The sequence below is a fragment of the Streptomyces sp. NPDC037290 genome (assembly GCF_055603245.1).
In genome coordinates this window covers 39,941-55,158 of record NZ_JBVJVZ010000002.1, presented here as the reverse complement: position 1 = coordinate 55,158, position 15,218 = coordinate 39,941, and the positions used below count along the sequence as shown (strand labels likewise).

Here is a 15,218-nt window from a genome sequence, read left to right as displayed (position 1 = left end):
TCTTTGACGTGGAATCAAATTACTATAGGGGCGATGAGCGAGCTTCGGGAACGAGTCGTCGCCCGCCTGCTGGCAGCGCAGGAAAGCCGCGATCCCGCGCTCCTGCGCGCACCGGACGCGGTCGACGACGCGCTGGCCCTGCTGCGTGAGGCCGCTCCGGCGCCGGAGGAGTCCGTCGACCTGGACTCGGTCGCCGCGGTCTTCTGGACGTTCTGGTTCCGCCACCTGGGCCCGGACGACCCGGACGCGCAGCAGAACATGACGATCGCCGCCGGCGCGTTCGGCTTCCTGCGGCCGCGGGTCCCGCAGGAGGTCCCGTTCCCGCCACCCCTGCAGGAGGCCTTCGACGCCGCCGATCCGGCCCACGACGCGCGGTTCGCGTACCTGGTGAGCTCGGCTCACGGGGGCCTGCTCAACGAACCGGACACGGCCGAGCCCGACCGGCTGGCGGCTGTCGCTCGTGCGCTCGCGTGGTCCGACACGGCACGGAGCCTGTTGCCCGAGGAGCACACGGGGCTGGTCGAGGTGGCGCTGCAGGCCCTCGGGATCGAGCTGGTGCGGTTCCAGCTGACGGCGGATCCGGAGGCACTGGCCGCGGCGGCACGGCACGGGCGGACGGCGTGTGAGCGGTTGCCCTCGCTGGGGCCGGACGCCCACGGCCCGGCCGCGGCCGACGCCGTGGCGCTCGCCCTGGCGACCGTGGTGGACGCGGCCCGCCTGCTCGGGGAACCGTCGCTCTGCGAGGTCGAACGACTGGTCGCGATCGCACCCGAGGGCGCGCTTGTCCCTCAGGTCACGGAGGGACTGCGGTCCCTGCGCGAACTGCACGCGGAACCCGACGCCTGGACGGGACGGACGGACCTGCGCGTCGGGATGGCCGTGGCCGGGGCGGGAGCACGGGAGCACGACGCGGGCCGCATCGCCTGCGCCGTACGCCGGCTGCGCAGGGCCCTCGGTCATGTCCAGGCCGGCCAGCCGGCCCACGCCCTCGTCACGGTCGCCCTGAGCGGGGCGCTCGACGCGCTGGCCCGGGAGCGGGGGGACGCCGAGGCTGCTCGCGAGGCGGCGGACCTGCTCGCCGCCGTTGCCGTGAGCGATCTGCTGAGCGCCCTCGGCTCGGGTGACGAGCTGACCGCCCTCGTCGGCGCGGACATCGCGAGCGACATGCAGCGGCAGGTCCGCGACGTTCTGGGCGAGCTGCAAGAGCTGGGGGAAAGTCCCGAGGCCACGGGCCGCCTGGTCGACCGCCTCAGGGAACAGGCCGCGCAGCAGGGCGCGCTCCCGGACATCGCCCTCGAAACGACCGGCCTCCTCGTCTCGTTCACCACGGGCACGGTCTCCGACCAGCAGATAGCCCGGTACCGCACCGCCCTGTCCGCGGTGCCCGACGACGAGCCCCAGCGCTACGCCTGTGTCGCCGTGCTGGCGGCTCTGACGGGCCTGCGGGCCCGGGAACTGCGGGAGTCCGGATCCGTCCGGGCGGCCCGGCTCGACGCGGAGGCCCGCTCGCTGGCCGAACAGGCCGCGACCGCGGCTCCGGACGGCCTGCATCTGGTCCGCCTGCTCAGGAACGGCAGTTACGACGCCGCTCTGCCCATCGCCGCGCTCACGGTCGTCACCGGCGAACCGGACGGCAGGGCCGACCCGGAGATCGCCGGTCTGGTCTCCCAGCTGGTCCGTATGGCCGACGTCCGCCTGGACAGCCCCGAGCAGCTCGAGTCCAGCATCGCGATCATGCGGGAGCTGCTCGACGAGCTCGGTGAGGACGACACCGAACAGCGGGCCTACCTGTCCGCCGCGCTGGGCAGCGCGCTGTCCTCCCGTGCGGCCGCTCTGGGCGATCCCACCCTCTACGAAGAGGCCGTGCCCGCGCTGCGCTACGCCTGCGCGCACGCCTCGGACCTGCCCGCGAACACCGACCAGGTCCTCGCCCAGGCGCTCACGGTCATATCGGCCACCCGCCTCGACACCGGCGCGGCACGAGAGGCGGCGGCGCTGCTCGCCGCGGCACGGGACCGGTCCGGAACGGATGCGCGGACGGCCCCTGAAGCGCCCACCGCCCCCGTGGGCCCCGCGGCCCCCACATGCCCCGCAGGCCCCACAGACCCCGCGGCCGGCGGAGGCGCCGACGAGCCGACCGACCTGGCCCGGACCGTCATGGCGGCCCACATGGAGTTCCACAACGCCCTGCAGCTCTACGTCTTCGGCCACGAACCGGATCAGCTGGACCGGGCCCGGGAGATCGCGCGGCGCATCAAGGAGCTCGGCGGTGGTCCGCTCACCGAGGCGGACCGGTCGCTGGGGCTGGACCTCATGGGCGACGCCCTGGAGGACCTCGTCGACAGCGTAGGGCCGGGCGGCGGCCCCGCCTCGGGCGTCACGGACGACCTGGTCGACCGGTGCCGCCGGAGATTCGCGGAGTGCCCGCCCGGCCATCGGATGCGGATCTTCGCCGCCATGACGCTCCAGCGGGTGCTGGCCATGCGCGCCCTGGACATCCGCGACACCGATCCGGAGCGCGCCGGGAGCCTGATGGCCGAGGCCGGCCATCTGATCGACGCCCTCGGTCCGGAGGCGGGCGACGGCTGGGCCGACGTGCTGCGCCCCCTGTTCGCGATGGCCGCCCTCGGCGTCGCGGGCCCGGGGCACCTGCCGCCGATCTCGCCGGGGCGGACGCCCGGCCCCCCGCCCGCGGCACCGGCGAGCCCCTTCGAGGCGATCATGGAGCCGCTGCTGGCGCCGTTGCGCAACCGCCTTGCCGGTGTGGACGATCCGGGCGCGCACCGCGATGCGCGGGTCCCGGTGCTGATCCGGGCGCACGGGGAACTCGGCTCGGCGGCGGGCGCGCTGCGCGGGCCGCGACCGGACATCGAGCGGGCTCTGTCCCACCTGGAAGCCGCTGTGGAGCTGCTGCCGGGCCTCACCGACCGGGGCAGCGACCAGCGGTCCGCCGAGCACGGCCTGACGTCGTTCGAGGGAGACATCCGGGCGGTCGTCGAGTTGATCCTCGTGGGGCTCTTCCTCCGCGACGGCGGCGTCAGGACCCACGCGCTCCTGGAGGAACGCGTGGAGCAGCTGGAACGGCTCGTCACCGCGGCCAGAAGCGGTGAGCCCCTGCCGGCCATCCCGTTGGAGCCCTTCGTCCCCGACCACAGCGTCACCGGCCCGGACGTCGACCGCGCCGCCGAGTTGCTGGAGCGCGGCCGCGGCCTCCTGTTGTCCCGGCGGATCGAGTCCCGCGCCGATCTCGGCGCGTTGCGCCTGGCCCACCCGGACCTGGCGCGCGAGTTCGAGACGCTGACGGACCGGCTCGCCGCCGAGCACACGCCGGTGGCACCGGGCGACGCCGAGCGCGTCCGGTTCGAGAAGTTCCGCACCTCGGGTGCCCTGGACGAGCTCATCGACCGCATTCGCGCCGAAGCCGGGTTCGACGGCTTCCTGCGTCCGCTGACCGCCGAGCAGCTGCGTGCCCTCGCGACGGACGGACCGATCGTCGTGCTCAACCACGGCCGGCGGCTGACTCACGCCGTCGTCGTGACGGACCGGTCGATCACCTCGCTGATCCTCGAACCCAAGGCCGAGGAGACCGCCGATGCGGCCCGGCGGCTGCGTGAGGCCGTCGAGGTCATCAACGCGCAGGGCCCGGCCAGGCGTTCCCCGGCCGAACTGATCGGGGCCGGGGCAGAGGTCCGCCGGACGCTGGCCTGGACCTGGCACAAGATCGTGCGTCCCGTCCTGGAACTCGTGGGAGCGGCCACACCCGTTGACGAGGGCGGGCCGTGGCCGCGGATCTGGTGGGTGCCCACGGGTGCCTTCAACACCCTGCCGTTGCACGCGGCCCAGTGCACGGGGCCCGACTGCGACCTCGACGGCTGCGGCGCGGCCCTCGATGCCGTGGTGTCGTCGTACGTGCCCGGTTTCCAGACCCTCGCCTACGCGCGCAGCCGGGCCGAGCACCGCGGCACCGTCGGCGCGGACAGCGCCCTGCTGGTCGCCTCGCCCGAGGAGGACCTGCCCGGCGTCGCGGCCGCGGCCCGCTATGCCGCCGGGCTGTTCAAGGCGCCGGAGCCGCTGGTCGGCGCCGCCGCGACCCGTGCGGCCGTCCTGCCCGCGCTGGGCGGGGCGGCCTGGGCGCACTTCGGCTGCCACGCGGCGACCGACCCCGCGGAGCCGTCCGGCGGCCTCCTGCGGCTGCCCAGCGGGGAGCCGCTGTCCGTCCTCGAGATCTGCCGCGCGCAGCCGCGGGCCGCACGGCTCGCCTTCCTCGCGGCCTGCGGTACCGCGCGCACCGCCGAGCGGCTCAGCGACGAGGCCATCCACATCACGAGCGCCTTCCTGCTCGCCGGGTTCCCCACCGCGGTCGGCACGCTCTGGGAGATCGACAGTACACACGCGGACCGGGTCTCCCGGGACTTCTACCGCCGCACGGCGAGCCTCGGTTTCGCCGCTTCCGCGCACGCCCTGCACCACAGCGTCCGAGAGCTCAGGCGCCGGGCACCGAGCCGGCCCCATGTCTGGGCGGCCTACGTGCACGCGGGCGTCTGACTCTGCCGGAAGAGCGCCGTCCCGGCTCGTCTCCCCTCCTGCCCGGCGCCACACTGGAAGCGGAAGGGCATGCGCCATGAGCCGCACATGGAGGTGAGCCATGAGCACCCTCGAGCTGCACGTCGACGTCGGGGTTCCGGTCGACAAGGCCTGGGAGACGCTTCACCGAGTGGAGAACTATCCGCGCTTCGTGGACGGGGTGCGGGGCGCCCGTACGGAGGCGGGGGGCCGAGCACACCTGGACGTCGAGGCTGGCGGCCGGGCCCGGGAGATCGAGGCCGAGCTCTCCGACCGCGGCGGACGCGTGATGGAGTGGCTGACCACGAGCGCCCCCGAGCTGACGGGTTCCTTCTCGGTTCTGCCGATCGACCAGAACCACACCCGGATCCAGGCACGGCTGGAGTACGACCCCGGCACCGTCCATGACACCTTCGGCGGGCCCAAGGGGTTCGCCCAGACCAACGCGATCCAACGCCTCGTGCGCAGCGATCTGGAGCACTTCAAGGAGTACGTGGAACGCGGCTGAGCGGCCGGAACACGGGGGGCCCACGGATGCCCGGCGGCCTGCCGGGCGGCGGGTGCTCCGGTCAGACCTCGAGCACCGCGTCGCACTCCGGGCAGACCAGGGACGCGTACTCCTCGGGATACCAGGGCGCTCCGGGGTGTTCGCAGGGCTGCCGGCCGGACGTCTCCATCGCGAAGGTGTCCTTGCCGCAGAGGGTCCGCGGTCCCGCGACGGTGTGCGAGTCCGGGGCCGCGGGAGCCACGTGCACCCTGCGGACGCGCCGTTCCACGCCGCTCGTCGAGCCGGCCGAGGAGCGCGTTGCCACCGCCTTGTCGACTTCGTAGACGACGATCTCGGTCATGTCTCCACCGTAGGCGGTCGCGAGGCCGAGGCGTGGCGCTCCGCCGGAGGAGTCCGCTACGCGTCCGCGACGCGTACGACCGCCAGGGTGATGTTGTCGGGGCCGCCCGCCCCGATGGCGGCCTTCCACAGCTCGAAGGCCGCCCGGCCGTCGTCGGACTCCCGCATCACCTCATCGAGTGCATCCTGCGGCAGGGGATCGGTCAGACCGTCGGTGCAGATGAGGTAGCGGTCGCCGGGAGACAGGGGCGCGGCCGTCACATGAGGGCGGACGGCCCGGTACGAGCGGCTGCCGCCCAGGCACTGGGTGACGAGGGACGTGGTACGCCGCCCGGGTTCGAGCGGGGGGCTGTCGTCGACGCTCACCTGGCGCAGCCCGTCGGGGGAGGCCGCGAAGACCCGGCTGTCGCCCACGTTGAACACCAGCAGCGAGCCGGGCTGTACGACGGTGCCGGCGATCGTCGTCCCCATGGCCGCGAGCTCTCCTCCCGCGTCGCCGCCGGCGGCCTCGTACACGGCGCGATTGCAGGAGTCCAAGGCGTCGCGGACGGCGTCCTCGCTGCTCAGGGTGGGTCCGACGGACGCGATCCGGCGGACCACCAGGGCGCTGGCCACGTCACCGCCAGGATGCCCGCCGAGCCCGTCGGCGACGGCGACGACAAGGGGCGTGCCGATCGGGAAGGCCAGGGTCTGCGGACTCTCCGTGACCGTGGCACACAGGGTCCACGGCCCGATCACGAGGCTGTCCTCGTTCCGTTCGCGGAGCAACCCGGGATGGCTCAGCGCGCTCACCGCCACGTACCGCATGGAACCGCACCGCCTGGTGAGAGTCGGTATGGCTCCAGGGTAGGCGCTCCTCGGCACTTCCGGTCCCGCTGACCTGAACTCGCCGTGGCACAGGTCACGTTGAATTGTGGCTGGTTTGTGAGGGGCCCTGCACAGGGTCATGGCATGCTCATGGCTCGTCACGAGTTACCGGCTGGTTCTACCTCTCAGTAGCCCACTCACCCGGTACCTCTCTGCCACCCCCCACTCCACACAGGACCCTCCATGCGCAGACGCATGCGGCACAGACGTGCCCTGCTGCCCGCCTTCGCCGTGACCGCGCTCTTCCTCGCCTCGGCCTGCTCCTCGTCCGCACCGCACGCCGAACCGTCGGCGGCCGCCGGGCACGGCCCGCAGGTCACGGCCGCCGGCACACCCGCCAAGGGCACGGACCACTCGCTCGCCGTCGCCGCCGCTCCCGCCCACACCGCGACCGCCACGGCGGGACCGGCCGGTTCCGGGCGGCGCGCCCACAAGACGGCGCTCGCCGTCAGCTCCTACGACAGCCACACCCGGCGGGCCGTGCTCGCCGACAAGCCCGCAGCCGGGGGCAGTTCACGCACCTCTCCCTCCCCCGCCCCCTCCGGCACCCCGCACAGGGCCGCCGTCGGCGACGTGATCGCCAGTGCGCCCGCGCCCGGGGCCCCGCACGGACTGCTCGCCAAGGTCACCAAGGTGGTCGGTGAGACGGGCCGGGGCACCGAGGTGCAGACGGAACCGGCCACGCTCAACGCGCTGCTCGGTGACGAGACGGCGAAGGGTGAGGTGCCGGTCGACCCGTCGTCCTTCACCGTCGACAAGCTGCTCCCCGATGTGAAGGTGTCCTGGGCGAAGGCCGGCGACGTGCACGTCGGCCCCAAGGGCGCGTCGGTGCCGCTGGGCAGCCTGCGCCTCGACGTGAGCGCCGGCATCCCGACGGCCCAGGACGCCCCGGTCTCGGCCACCGCCTCGGTGAACGGATTCGTCCAGGTCGCCCCGCAGGTCGACTTCACCTACGGCGGCGCCGGCACCGAGGCGCCGCCCGGCTCCGCCTACCTCGGCGTGTCCGGCGACTGGACCTCCGGCTGGGCGGTCAAGGGGCGGGCCGCCGCGACCACCGGCAGCGCGCTGCGGATCCCGTTCGCCAAGCTGCACGCCGACCCGGTCCTCCAGGTCGGTCCCGTCCCCGTCGTCGTCAACCTCGACCTGACCTGCTACTTCCAGATCAGCGGCGACGGAAAGGTCACCGTCGACGTCGAGCAGAGCCTCAAGGGCGACTTCAAGGCGGGCGGCACCTTCGGCCCGGCCAGGGGCTGGACGCCGGTCAGCTCCTCGGACATGACGAGCACGCCCGTGCACGCCTCCGTCAGCACCGCCGGGACCGTGAAGACGGCACTCGGCGCCGAGGCCTCCGTCGGCCTCTACGGCGCCGTCGGCGTCACCGCCGACCTGGCGCCGTATCTGCGCGGCGAGGCCTCCGGCACCGTCTCCGCCTCCTCCGCCGGCGACGGTGCGAAGACCGAGGGCTCCTGGGATGTGTACGGCGGGGTCGACCTGTCCGGGACGCTACGGCTCCAGCTGTCCGTCTTCGGTACGCCGGTCATCCAGCGGAGCATCCCGCTGGGCGCCCTGAACCGCGAGTGGAAGCTGGCGGGCGGCACCTTCTAGGCGCCGGCCCGCGGGGAACTGTCCTGCGCCGCCGGTGTCCAACCCTGGCGGCGCAGGACGGACGACACGTCCGGCGCCCGGTAGTGCTCCCCCTTGAGGACCTTGCCGTCGGCCCGGCGGGCGACCTGTCCGTCCGGGCCGAGCTTGCTCATGTTGGCCCGGTGGATCTCGGCGATCACCTGGTCGAGGTCGATGCCGTGGACCAGAGCGGTGCCGTACGCCACGTAGACCACGTCGGCCAGTTCGTGCGCGAGTCTGTCCAGCGGGCCGTCGACCGCGACCTCGGCGACCTCCGCCGCCTCCTCGGCGAGCAGTTCCCCACGGTGCGAGGCCAGTTGGGGGTCCACCTCCGTCGGCGTACTGCGGGCGTCGAGGCCGAAGGCGCGGTGGAACTCTCGGACGAGGTCGGCGGGAGAAGTGCTCATGCGACGACTGTAACGGCCGCCGCTGACAGAGCCCGTCGTCCGCCTCCGGGCCCCGTAGCGACCCCGGCCCTGGCCAGCCGCGCTCCCGGCCTGGCAGGATCACCGCATGTCCAAGGTGTTCCCCCGTATCAGCAGGCGCCGGGCGCTGCCGGCCGCGGCCGCCGGTGCCGTGGTGCTCGGACTGCTGCTGTGGTGGCTGCTGCCGCTGGGCGAGAAGCCGCCGAGCGGCACGATCGTCTTCAGCACGGGCACGCCCCGCGGGGTCTACCAGGAGTACGGCGAGCGGCTGCGCGCCGAGTTCGCCAAGGACATGCCCGACCTGAAGGTGAAGCTGCTCAACAGCGCCGGCTCGCAGGAGAACGTGCAGCGGGTGGCGACCGGCAGGGCCGACTTCACCATCGCGGCGGCCGACGCGGTCGAGGCGTACGAACTGCGGCACGGCAGCGGTGCCGGCCGGCTGCGCGGGGTCGCCCGGCTCTACGACGACTACGTGCACCTCGTGGTGCGCAGCGACTCGAGCATCAGAAGCATCGCGGACCTCAGGCACAAGCGGGTGGCGACCGGGCTGTCCGACTCCGGGGTGCGGCTCATCGCCGACCGGGTGCTGAAGGCCGCCGGCATCGATCCGCGCAAGGACATCACCCCGGTCGCGGACGGCATCGACACCGGGCCCGACCAGCTGGAGCAGCACAGGATCGACGCCTTCTTCTGGTCGGGCGGTCTGCCCACCAAGGGACTGGTCGCGCTGGCGAAGAAGTCCGCCTTCAAGTTCCTGCCGATCGAGGGCGATCTCGTCACCAAGCTGCACGGCGAGGGCCGGGCGGCGCGCTACTACCGGGCCACCAACATCCCCGAGTCGGCCTACCCCGCCGTTCAGCAGGGCAGCGAGGTCCCGACGATCGCCGTGTCCAACCTCCTGATGACCCGCACGGACGTCGACCCCCGGCTGACCGAGTGGGTGACCCGCACCGTCATCAAGAGCCGCGACGGCATCGGCGCGCACGTCCACTCCGCCCAACTGGTCGACCTGCGCACGGCCATCTACACCGACCCCCTGCCCCTGCAGGAGGGCGCCAGACGCTACTACCGCTCGATGAAGCCGTAGGCCGTCACGGCTGGCCGTCCCGCGGCACCGTCACGGTCACCCGCAGCCCGCGCGGTTCGTGGTGGGCGTATGCGATCGAGCCGCCCCCCGGCGCGAGCAACGCACGCACGATGGACAGGCCCAGGCCCGAGCCCCTGACGTTCTGGTGGCGGCCGCTGCGCCAGAACCGGTCGCCCACGCGCGCGAGTTCCTCGTCGGTCAGGCCCGGCCCGCTGTCGGTGACGACGACCGTGCACAGGTCGCCGTCGGCGGTGACGGCGACCTCCACCGTGCCGCCCTCGGGGGTGAACTTCACGGCGTTGTCGATCACCGCGTCCAGGGCGCTGGACAGGGCGATGGGGTCCGCCCAGGCCGTCGTGGGCGGGCAGTCCCCGGTCAGCCGGACGCCCTTGACGCCGGCGGCCGGCGACCACGCGGCGACCCGCTCCTCGGTGAGCGCGCCGACGTCGGTCAGCGCCAGGTCCGCTTCGGCGTGCTCGGCCAGCGCCAGGTCGAGCAGGTCGTCCAGGACCTGCGCGAGGCGCTTGCCCTCGGTGCGGACCGAGGCGATCTCCTCGTTGCCCTCCGGCAGTTCGAGGGCGAGCAGTTCGATGCGCAGCAGCAGCGCCGAGAGCGGGTTGCGCAACTGGTGCGAGGCGTCCGCGACGAAGGCGCGCTGCTGCTCCAGCACGTCCTCGACGTTGTCCGCCATCTCGTTGAACGAACGGGCCAGCCGTCTGAGTTCCGGCGGGCCGCCGGCGACCGCGACCCGGGACTTCAGCCGACCGGTGGCGATGTCGTGGGTGGTGGCGTCCAGGACCCGGACCGGCCTGAGCACCCAGCCGGTCAGCCGCAGCGCCGCGCCGACGGCCAGCAGCATCGCCGCGCTCTCCCCGGCCCCGATGACGAGCCAGCCGCGCAGGATCCGCGAACGCATCTGGCCGGTGGGCGAGTCGGTGACCACGACCGCCACGACGTCCCCGTCCCGGATCACCGGCGAGGCGACGATCAGCCGGCTGCGCTGCCAGGGCCACACCTGCTTCGGGTCATGGCTGCGCCGGCTGAGCAGCGACTCGTCGAAGGCCTCCCGCACCTCCCCGGTCCGCGGTACGAACCAGTCGTCGGGCGCGTTGGCCATCGCCGAGCCGTTGCGGTAGAAGACGCCCGCGCGGATGCCGTAGACGCCGTAGTAGCTGCGCAGCTCGCTGCGCAGGGCCTGCAGGCGCTCGTCGGTGCCGGTGCGGTGTGATCCGCTGGGTCCGGCGGTGACGAACTGGGCGAGCGCCGCGAAGCGTGCCGTGTCGTCGATGCGGTCGACGACGACCTTCTGCTGCTGGGCGGCGGCCAGGCTGATGGCGAGCGGAAGCCCGAGGGCGAGGAGGACGGCCGCCATCAGGACGATGAGCAGCGGCAGGAGCCGTGTGCGCACCCGTCCCCGCTAGGCGGCCGGGGCGACGAGCCGGTAGCCGACGCCGCGTACGGTCTCGATCAGCGCGGGCATGCGCAGTTTGGCGCGCAGGGAGGCGACGTGCACCTCCAGGGTGCGGCCGGTGCCCTCCCAACTGGTGCGCCAGACCTCACTGATGATCTGTTCCCGCCGGAAGACCACGCCGGGGCGCTGCGCGAGCAGGGCGAGCAGGTCGAACTCCTTGCGGGTCAGCTGGACGACCGAGCCGTCCACGGTGACCTGCCGGGTGGGCAGTTCGATGCGTACGGCACCGAGGTGCAGGGCGCTCTCGCCGCCGGCCGCCGGGTCCTCGTGGACGGTGCGCCGGCTGACGGCGTGGATGCGGGCGAGCAGTTCGCCGGTGTCGTACGGCTTCACCACGTAGTCGTCGGCGCCCAGGTTGAGCCCGTGGATCCGGGAGCGGACGTCGGAGCGCGCGGTGACCATGATCACCGGGGTGCTGGTGCGCTTGCGTATCTTGCCGCAGACCTCGTAGCCGTCCTGGTCGGGCAGGCCCAGGTCGAGCAGGACCACGCCGAAGCCGGCGCCCTCCGGGACGAGTGCCTGGAGGGCCTCCTCGCCGCTGCGCGCGTGGGTGACGTCGAAGCCGTGTCGCGCGAGTACGGCCGACAGGGCCGCGGCGACATGGTTGTCGTCCTCGACGAGCAGCAGTCTCATCCCGGCCCCCTCCGCTTCAGCGGTCGTACGGTCTGCGTTCTCGCGCGGCGAGTAGCCCACGCGCGCGTGCACCATGGCAGTGACGCCGATGGACAAGGACGGCGTCAAGAGCGTTCCGGTTGCCTGTCGGTTCCGTTATCCGGCCGATACTCACACGGGGGGCAAGTGCTACGACACGTGTCCGATTGCTATCGGATCGTGATGCTCAGATCTCCCTCAGATGTGATGACGCAGGTCACAGCCGCTCACTACTGTCCACCGAAACCGAGGAGGACGGAGCCCGAGAGCGATGACCAATGTATCGGTGACCAAGGAAGACACGGTCACGTCCGACGAACTGGTCGTCCTGAAGAGCGTCAACAAGCACTTCGGCGCGTTGCACGTACTCCAGGACATCGACCTGACGATCGCCCGCGGCGAGGTCGTCGTGGTCATCGGGCCCTCCGGGTCCGGAAAGTCGACTCTGTGCCGCACCATCAACCGCCTCGAGACGGTCGACTCGGGCACCATCACGATCGACGGCAAGCCCCTGCCCCAGGAGGGCAGGGAGCTGGCCCGCCTGCGGGCGGACGTCGGGATGGTCTTCCAGTCCTTCAACCTCTTCGCCCACAAGACCGTGCTCGAGAACGTGATGCTGGGACAGCTCAAGGTCCGCAAGGCCGACAAGAAGCAGGCCGAGGAGAAGGCGCGCGCCCTGCTCGACCGGGTCGGCGTGGGCACCCAGGCCGACAAGTACCCCGCCCAGCTGTCCGGCGGCCAGCAGCAGCGCGTGGCGATCGCGCGGGCGCTGGCGATGGGCCCGAAGGTCATGCTCTTCGACGAGCCGACCTCCGCCCTCGACCCCGAGATGATCAACGAGGTCCTCGAGGTCATGCAGCAGCTCGCCCGTGAGGGCATGACCATGGTCGTCGTCACCCACGAGATGGGCTTCGCGCGATCGGCTGCCAACCGGGTCGTCTTCATGGCCGACGGCCGGATCGTCGAAGAGGCTGCGCCCGACCAGTTCTTCAGCGCTCCGCGCAGCGACCGGGCCAAGGACTTCCTGTCCAAGATCCTGCACCACTGACGGCGCCCCACCCGGACGCCCCGGGTCGTCTTTTCCCACGGACCTCGTTCCTCACCATTCGAAGGATGTTCAGCATGAAGCTCCGCAAGGTCACCGCCGCCTCGGCCGCCGTACTCGCGCTCGCCGTGGGCGCCACCGCGTGCGGTGGCGGCAAGAAGGACGACAACGGCTCCTCCGGTGGTGGCAAGAAGATCGCCATCGGCATCAAGTTCGACCAGCCGGGCCTCGGCCAGAAGACCCCGCAGGGTTACGCCGGCTTCGACGTCGACGTGGCCACCTACATCGCCAAGAAGCTCGGTTACAGCACCAACCAGATCGAGTGGAAGGAGTCGAAGAGCGCCGACCGCGAGACCATGCTGCAGCGCGGCGACGTCGACTTCATCGCCGCCACGTACTCGATCACGCCGGAGCGTCAGCAGAAGGTGGACTTCGCGGGGCCGTACCTGCTGGCTCACCAGGACGTGTTGCTGCGGGCGGACGACAACAAGATCAAGTCCCCCAAGGACCTGAACGGCAAGAACCTGTGTTCGGTGGCGGGCTCGACCTCGGCCCAGAACCTCAAGACCAAGCTGGGTCTCAACCCCAACCTCCAGACCTACCCGACGTACTCGGCCTGCCTCTCGGGCCTGCAGAGCGGCGCCATCGAAGCCCTCACCACGGACGACTCGATCCTCGCGGGTTACGCCTCCCAGGCCCAGTTCAAGGGCAAGTTCAAGCTGGGCGGCTTCAAGATGACCAACGAGAACTACGGCATCGGCGTCAAGAAGGGCAGCGACCTCAAGGCCAAGATCAACAAGGCCCTCGAGGACATGGTCTCCGACGGTTCCTGGAAGACGGCCGTGCAGAAGAACTTCGGCCCGGCCAACTACAAGAACGAGCCCGCCCCGAAGATCGGCGAGATCAAGAGCTGAGGCAACCTCCGCCCGGTGCGCCGCTCCTGACGGCGGCGCACCGGGGCATCCTTACACGCGGAAGCGCGGGAGATCGTGTTCGACTTTCTTGACAAGTACGACGTGCTCGGAGCCTTCTGGACGACGGTGCAGCTGACGCTGCTGTCGGCCGCGGGCTCCCTGGTCTGGGGCACTCTGCTGGCCGCCATGCGGGTGGGCCCGGTACCGCTGATGCGCGGTTTCGCCACCGCCTACGTGAACATCGTGCGGAACATCCCGCTCACGGTGATCATCCTGTTCTCCTCGCTGGGCCTCAGCCAGACGCTGGGGATCACCCTCGGCGCACACGACTTCCAGGTCCAGGGCTTCCGGCTGGCCGTGCTCGGTCTGATCGTCTACACCGCGACCTTCGTGTGCGAGGCGATCCGGGCCGGCATCAACACCGTGCCGGTCGGCCAGGCGGAGGCCGCCCGGGCTATCGGTCTGCGCTTCACCCAGGTGCTGTTCCTGGTCGTGCTGCCGCAGGCCTTCCGCGCGGCCGTCGGCCCGCTGACCAACGTGCTGATCGCGTTGACGAAGAACACGACGGTGGCCGCCGCGATCGGCGTGGCCGAGGCGGCCTTCCTGATGAAGAAGATGATCGAGAACGAGGCAGAGCTGCTGGCGATCTCCGCGGTCATCGCCTTCGGGTTCGTCTGCCTGACCCTGCCGACCGGGCTGATCCTCGGCTGGGTCGGCAAGAAGGTGGCGGTGAAGCGATGAGTTCGGTCCTGTACGACGCCCAGGGCCCGCGCGCCAAGCGGCGCAACATCCTCTACACCGGCCTCTTCGTGGTCGCCTTCGGGGCCGTGGTGTGGTGGGTGTACAAGGCCCTCGACGACAAGGGGCAGCTGGCCTGGGCCCTGTGGAAGCCGTTCTTCAGCAGCACCGAGGCGTACTCGACGTACATCTGGCCCGGTCTGCGGAACACCCTGAAGGCGGCGGCGCTGGCGATGGTCATCGCGCTTCCGCTGGGTGCCGTCTTCGGCATCGCCCGGCTCTCGGACCACGTGTGGGTGCGCGTGCCGGCCGCGATCGTGGTCGAGTTCTTCCGTGCGATCCCCGTCCTGGTCCTGATGATCTTCGGGCTCGCGCTCTTCGCCCAGTACACCGACGTCAGTTCGGACGACCGTCCGTTCTACGCGGTCGTGACCGGCCTGGTGCTGTACAACGCGTCGGTGCTCGCGGAGATCGTCCGCGCGGGCATCCTCACCCTGCCGAAGGGCCAGTCCGAGGCGGCCATGGCGATCGGCCTGCGCAAGGGGCAGGTCATGCGGCTCATCCTGCTGCCGCAGTCGGTCACCGCGATGCTCCCGGCGATCGTCAGCCAGCTGGTGGTCATCGTGAAGGACACCGCCCTCGGCGGCGCGGTGCTCACCTTCCCCGAACTGCTGGCCTCGGCCAACACGATGGCCGGCTACTACGGCAACATCATCGCCTCTCTCACCGTCGTGGGCGTGATCTACGTGATCATCAACTTCTCGCTGACCTCGTTCGCGGGCTGGCTGGAGGGCCGGCTGCGGCGGCGCAAGAAGTCGACCGGCGTGGTGCTGGGATTCCAGGACGTGGCGGACATCGCGGGTACGGCGGCGACGGGGGCCGGCGGCGCCGGGGACCTCGGCGGCACCTCTCTCGGCGGCGGTAACTGACGCTCATTCAGGTGACATGAGACCCCCGGGGGCAGCGGCTTGATCGCCACTGCCCCCG

The 15,218-nt window shown here is 71.7% G+C and carries 13 protein-coding genes; 8 read left to right on the top strand and 5 right to left on the bottom strand.

What is annotated here, in order from left to right; all coding sequences use genetic code 11:
• Positions 1–33: 33 nt before the first annotated feature.
• Both ACZ7HQ_RS06070 and ACZ7HQ_RS06065 read left to right on the top strand, forming a co-directional pair.
• Entirely contained in the window at positions 34–4,545 is a 4,512-nt protein-coding gene (locus ACZ7HQ_RS06070; protein ID WP_470985338.1) for a CHAT domain-containing protein, read from the top strand.
• 100 nt (positions 4,546–4,645) lie between these two features.
• Positions 4,646–5,071, top strand: a complete 426-nt coding sequence (locus ACZ7HQ_RS06065; protein WP_470985337.1) for an SRPBCC family protein — start codon at positions 4,646–4,648, stop codon at positions 5,069–5,071.
• A gap of 61 nt (positions 5,072–5,132) precedes the next feature.
• Here the strand turns inward: ACZ7HQ_RS06065 and ACZ7HQ_RS06060 are convergent, their stop codons facing one another.
• Together ACZ7HQ_RS06060 and ACZ7HQ_RS06055 are read right to left on the bottom strand one after the other, a co-directional pair.
• Entirely contained in the window at positions 5,133–5,411 is a 279-nt protein-coding gene (locus tag ACZ7HQ_RS06060) for a hypothetical protein (protein ID WP_470985336.1), read from the bottom strand.
• A gap of 56 nt (positions 5,412–5,467) precedes the next feature.
• The gene (locus ACZ7HQ_RS06055; protein ID WP_470985334.1) at positions 5,468–6,217 is read right to left on the bottom strand and encodes a PP2C family protein-serine/threonine phosphatase; all 750 of its coding nucleotides are present in this window, start codon (positions 6,215–6,217) and stop codon (positions 5,468–5,470) included.
• A gap of 243 nt (positions 6,218–6,460) precedes the next feature.
• On the opposite strand from ACZ7HQ_RS06055, the gene ACZ7HQ_RS06050 reads away from it, so the two are divergent.
• Positions 6,461–7,882, top strand: coding sequence for a hypothetical protein (locus tag ACZ7HQ_RS06050; protein WP_470985332.1), 1,422 nt, complete (start codon positions 6,461–6,463; stop codon positions 7,880–7,882).
• Here ACZ7HQ_RS06050 and ACZ7HQ_RS06045 read toward each other — a convergent pair.
• Positions 7,879–8,307, bottom strand: coding sequence for a pyrophosphohydrolase domain-containing protein (locus tag ACZ7HQ_RS06045; protein WP_470985330.1), 429 nt, complete (start codon positions 8,305–8,307; stop codon positions 7,879–7,881). The two genes, ACZ7HQ_RS06050 and ACZ7HQ_RS06045, sit on opposite strands and share 4 nt — an antisense overlap.
• 106 nt (positions 8,308–8,413) lie before the next feature.
• Here ACZ7HQ_RS06045 and ACZ7HQ_RS06040 point away from each other — a divergent pair, with 106 nt between their 5' ends.
• Positions 8,414–9,412, top strand: coding sequence for a TAXI family TRAP transporter solute-binding subunit (locus tag ACZ7HQ_RS06040; protein ID WP_470985328.1), 999 nt, complete (start codon positions 8,414–8,416; stop codon positions 9,410–9,412).
• Positions 9,413–9,416: 4 nt separating this feature from the next.
• Here ACZ7HQ_RS06040 and ACZ7HQ_RS06035 read toward each other — a convergent pair whose 3' ends face one another.
• Both ACZ7HQ_RS06035 and ACZ7HQ_RS06030 read right to left on the bottom strand, forming a co-directional pair.
• Entirely contained in the window at positions 9,417–10,820 is a 1,404-nt protein-coding gene (locus ACZ7HQ_RS06035) for a sensor histidine kinase (protein WP_470985325.1), read from the bottom strand.
• 9 nt (positions 10,821–10,829) lie between these two features.
• A complete protein-coding gene (locus ACZ7HQ_RS06030) occupies positions 10,830–11,516 on the bottom strand; it encodes a response regulator transcription factor (RefSeq protein WP_470985322.1) in 687 nt (228 codons plus the stop codon).
• Between the two features lie 289 nt (positions 11,517–11,805).
• Between ACZ7HQ_RS06030 and ACZ7HQ_RS06025 the strand changes: the two genes are divergently transcribed.
• The 4 genes from ACZ7HQ_RS06025 to ACZ7HQ_RS06010 all read left to right on the top strand — a co-directional run bounded on the left by ACZ7HQ_RS06025 (position 11,806) and on the right by ACZ7HQ_RS06010 (position 15,160).
• Positions 11,806–12,582 carry an amino acid ABC transporter ATP-binding protein gene (locus ACZ7HQ_RS06025; protein ID WP_470985320.1) on the top strand — a complete coding sequence of 259 codons (777 nt, stop codon included), beginning with the start codon at positions 11,806–11,808 and terminating at the stop codon, positions 12,580–12,582.
• 74 nt (positions 12,583–12,656) lie between these two features.
• Positions 12,657–13,493 carry a glutamate ABC transporter substrate-binding protein gene (locus tag ACZ7HQ_RS06020; RefSeq protein WP_470985317.1) on the top strand — a complete coding sequence of 279 codons (837 nt, stop codon included), beginning with the start codon at positions 12,657–12,659 and terminating at the stop codon, positions 13,491–13,493.
• 75 nt (positions 13,494–13,568) lie between these two features.
• Positions 13,569–14,234 carry an amino acid ABC transporter permease gene (locus tag ACZ7HQ_RS06015; RefSeq protein ID WP_470985314.1) on the top strand — a complete coding sequence of 222 codons (666 nt, stop codon included), beginning with the start codon at positions 13,569–13,571 and terminating at the stop codon, positions 14,232–14,234.
• Positions 14,231–15,160 carry an amino acid ABC transporter permease gene (locus tag ACZ7HQ_RS06010; RefSeq protein WP_470985312.1) on the top strand — a complete coding sequence of 310 codons (930 nt, stop codon included), beginning with the start codon at positions 14,231–14,233 and terminating at the stop codon, positions 15,158–15,160. Before ACZ7HQ_RS06015 ends, ACZ7HQ_RS06010 begins: the two co-directional genes overlap by 4 nt.
• Positions 15,161–15,218 lie beyond the last annotated feature (58 nt).